Below are 3,727 nucleotides of genomic sequence, written 5' to 3'. Positions count from 1 at the left end.
GTCAGCGGTAGGTGCCCACCAGGCGGGCGGCCGGCGCGGCGTCGTCCGCCCGCGGGCCGACGGTGCCGACCACCCAGGCGGGGACGCCGGCCTCCACGAGGTGCGCGACCGCGGCGTCCGCGGCGTCGGCGGCCACGGCCGCGACCATGCCCACCCCGCAGTTGAACGCGCGCTCGGACTCCTCCCGCGGCACACCGTGCTCCTCCAGCAGCCGGACCGCGGGCGGCAGCGCCCACGTGCCGCGGTCCAGCACGGCCTGCAGACCCGCCGGGACGACGCGGGCGGTGTTGCCGGCCAGCCCGCCGCCGGTGATGTGGGCGAACGCGTGCACCCGCTCGACGCCGAGTGCGGCGACCAGCGCGAGGCAGTCGCGGGCGTAGATCCGGGTGGGCTCGAGCAGTTCCGCGCCCAGCGGCCGGTCGAGTCCCGCCGGGGTCGCGTGCAGGTCCAGCCCCGCGGCGCTCACCACCCGGCGCACCAGCGAGTAGCCGTTGGAGTGGAAGCCGGACGACGCCATGGCGACGACGACGTCGCCGTCGGCCACCCGCTCCGGCCCCAGCACGGCGTCGGCCTCGACGACACCGACCGCCGTGGCCGCGAGGTCGTACTCGTCGGCGTCCATGAGGTCACCGTGCTCGGCGGTCTCGCCACCCACCAGGGCCGCGCCCGCCTGGGTGCAGCCGGCGGCGATGCCGGTGACGATCGCGGCGATCCGCTCGGGGACGACCGTGCCGCAGGCCACGTAGTCCTGGAGGAACAGCGGCTCCGCGCCGCACGCGACCAAATCGTCGACGACCATCGCCACGAGGTCGATGCCCACGGTGTCGTGCCGGTCGAGCTGCCGGGCGAGCGCGATCTTCGTGCCGACGCCGTCGGTGGAGGACGCGAGCAGCGGCCTGCGGTACTTCGCCGTGTCGAGCGCGAACAGCCCGGCGAAGCCGCCCAGACCCCCCACCACCTCGGGCCGGTTGGTCCGCTCGACCGCGGCGCGCATCAGCGTGACCGCGCGCTCCCCTGCGTCGATGTCGACGCCGGAGGCCGCGTACGTGAAGGGAGTGCTCACGGCCGGGTGAGCGCGTCCTCGGCGCCGCCGGGGACGCTGGCGCTGCCGGCCTGCCGGCCGGTCCAGCCGCTGACCGCCCGCTGCTCGTCCGCCCGTGGCCGCGAGCTGGGCATGGAGTTCGGCATGGAGTTCGGCATGGAGTTCGGCATGGCCATCGGCAGCGGCGTCCGGCCGATGCCCTCGAGGACGTGCTTGCCCAGGACCTCGGACTCCCCCAGCGGGATGGGGTACTGGCCGGTGAAGCAGGCGGTGCACAGCCGGCTGGCCGGCTGCTCGGTCGCGGCGATCAGGCCCTGTTCGGACACGTAGCCGAGGGAATCGGCGTTGATCGAGGCGCGCACCCCGTCGATCTCCAGGCCGTTGGCGATGAGCTCTGCCCGGCTGGCGAAGTCGATGCCGTAGAAGCACGGCCACTTGACCGGCGGGGACGCGATGCGGACGTGCACCTCCACGGCGCCCGCCTCGCGCAGCATCCGGATCAGCGCCCGCTGGGTGTTGCCGCGCACGATGGAGTCGTCGACGACGACCAGCCGCTTGCCGCGGATGACGTCGCGCAGCGGGTTCAGCTTGAGCCGGATGCCGAGCTGGCGGATCGTCTGGCTGGGCTGGATGAACGTGCGCCCGACGTAGGAGTTCTTGACCAGGCCCAGCCCGTAGGGGATGCCGGAGGCCTCGGCGTAGCCGACCGCGGCGGGGGTTCCCGACTCCGGCACCGGGATCACCAGGTCGGCCTCGACCGGGTGCTCCTTGGCCAGCCGGCGTCCGATCTCGACGCGGGCGGCGTGCACGCCGCGGCCGGAGATCGTGGTGTCGGGACGGGCCAGGTAGACGTACTCGAAGACGCAGCCCTTGGGTTCGGCAGGGGCGAAGTGCTGGCTGCGCAACCCGTTCTCGTCGATCGCGATGAGCTCGCCGGGTTCGACCTCGCGGACCACCGAGGCGCCCACGATGTCGAGCGCCGCCGTCTCGCTGGCCACCACCCAGCCGCGCTCGAGGCGGCCGAGCACCAGCGGGCGCACCCCCTGGGGGTCGCGGGCGGCGTAGAGGGTGTCCTCGTCCATGAACGTGAGGCTGAAGGCGCCCCGCAGCTGCGGCAGCACCTCCATGGCCGCGGCCTCGACCGAGAGGTCCGGGCGGGCGGCGATGAGCGCGGTGACGAGGTCGGAGTCGTTGGTGGCGACGAACGCCCCTGGCACCCCGGCGTCGGCGGCCTGGGCGGCCAGCTCGGCGGTGTTCACCAGGTTCCCGTTGTGGCACAGCGCCAGGCCGGTGCCGGCGTCGGTGGTGCGGAACGTGGGCTGGGCGTTCTCCCAGGTGGAGGCGCCGGTGGTGGAGTAGCGGGTGTGGCCGACGGCGATGTGGCCGTGCAGGCTCCCCAGCGTGGGCTCGTCGAAGACCTGGCTGACCAGCCCCAGGTCCTTGTAGACGACGACCGAGGAGCCGTCGGACACCGCGATCCCGGCCGCCTCCTGACCGCGGTGCTGGAGGGCGTACAGACCGAAGTAGGTCAGCTTCGCGACCTCCTCCCCCGGCGCCCAGACACCGAAGACGCCACAGGCGTCCTGGGGACCGGGAGAGTGGGGGTCGAGGTCGTGCGTCAGCCGTCCATCACCGCGAGGCACATCCCGAGGGTACCGGCGCGGACGACGGTTCCCGGCGGCGGTGGGGTGAGGGGCGCCACTGCGGCGGCGTGTCCCCCGGGTCATCCGACGTGTCGTGGCTGCGCGCGCGTCGCGACCGGTCCGGCCGGGAACCGGGACGCCGTCCGGCACGTTGATCTGCGGCCACGTCCTCGCCACCGGAGGAGGAGAACGCATGGCGACCGACCGGCCCGACCCGGGTGAGTTCCTCGAGATGGCGCAGCGGATGCTGCGGGAGCTGTTCGGCGATGCCCGCAGCGGCGACGACCCGTGGGCGGAGGCGACGCGCCGGGTGCGCGAGTCCTTCGCGCGCGAACGGCCGCCGGGCAGCGCGCACCGCTATCGCGAGCCCAGCGCCGAGGAGCAGCGCGAGAACCTCACCTTTGCCCTGGCCACGCGCGCCGTCGAGGCACTGGAGGACCTGGCGCTGAACGTCGCGGCGATCCGCCAGAGGCTCGAGCGCACGGCCCCCCGCAGCGACGAGCCGCGCTCGAACGGGGGCGACGCGAACGGGCCCGACGCGAACAGGCCCGACGCGAACAGGCCCGACGCGGACCGGGGTGACGCGGACCGGGGTGACGCGACCGGGCCGTGACCCCCACCGGCGCCCGCGGCGGGCACCTGCTCAGCCGACGTGTCGCAGCTCCGCGGCGATGGTGGTGTCCTCGCCGTGGCCGGTCCTGACGACCGTGTCGCCGTGCAGCGTCAGCAGCTCGGACCGGATCGAGTGCAGGATCAGGTCGCCGTCGCTGAACGAGCGGCCGGTGGCGCCTGGTCCGCCGTGGAAGAGGGTGTCGCCGGTGAACACCGTGTGCAGGTCGGGGGCGTGCAGGCAGACGCTGCCCGGGGAGTGGCCGGGGGTGTGCAGGGTGTGCAGCTCGGTGCCGGCGACGGGAAAGCGGGTTCCCGAGGTCAGTTCCCGGTCGGGCGGGGTGTCGGGGTGCACGACGTCCCACAGCATGCGGTCCATCGGGTGGAACCAGACGGGCGCGCCGGTGGCCTCGCGCAGGGCGGGGGCGGCGGT

Annotated in this window: 4 protein-coding genes; 1 reads left to right on the top strand and 3 read right to left on the bottom strand. The window is 74.3% G+C overall.

Annotation, left to right across the window (positions count from 1 at the left end):
* Nucleotide 1: 1 nt before the first annotated feature.
* Nucleotides 2-1,063, bottom strand: coding sequence for a phosphoribosylformylglycinamidine cyclo-ligase (gene purM / locus ACFSHS_RS00020; RefSeq protein ID WP_376870217.1), 1,062 nt, complete (start codon nucleotides 1,061-1,063; stop codon nucleotides 2-4).
* Nucleotides 1,060-2,685 carry an amidophosphoribosyltransferase gene (gene purF / locus ACFSHS_RS00015; RefSeq protein WP_376870215.1) on the bottom strand — a complete coding sequence of 542 codons (1,626 nt, stop codon included), beginning with the start codon at nucleotides 2,683-2,685 and terminating at the stop codon, nucleotides 1,060-1,062. Before purF ends, purM begins: the two co-directional genes overlap by 4 nt.
* A 193-nt stretch (nucleotides 2,686-2,878) precedes the next feature.
* On the opposite strand from purF, the gene ACFSHS_RS00010 reads away from it, so the two are divergent.
* The gene (locus ACFSHS_RS00010) at nucleotides 2,879-3,298 is read left to right on the top strand and encodes a hypothetical protein (RefSeq protein WP_376870213.1); all 420 of its coding nucleotides are present in this window, start codon (nucleotides 2,879-2,881) and stop codon (nucleotides 3,296-3,298) included.
* A 30-nt stretch (nucleotides 3,299-3,328) separates the two neighbouring features.
* Here ACFSHS_RS00010 and ACFSHS_RS00005 read toward each other — a convergent pair.
* On the bottom strand, nucleotides 3,329-3,727 hold a 399-nt coding region (locus ACFSHS_RS00005), incomplete at its 5' end, for an MBL fold metallo-hydrolase (protein WP_376870211.1).

Source organism: Blastococcus deserti (genome assembly GCF_042682525.1).
GTDB lineage: Bacteria > Actinomycetota > Actinomycetes > Mycobacteriales > Geodermatophilaceae > Blastococcus_B > Blastococcus_B deserti.
This window is presented reverse-complemented; position numbering and strand designations above follow the sequence as displayed.

Excerpts from the sequence above, each read along its gene's own strand:
- ACFSHS_RS00010 (WP_376870213.1), top strand. The coding sequence starts at position 2,879 with ATGGCGACCGACCGGCCCGACCCGGGTGAGTTCCTCGAGATGGCGCAG.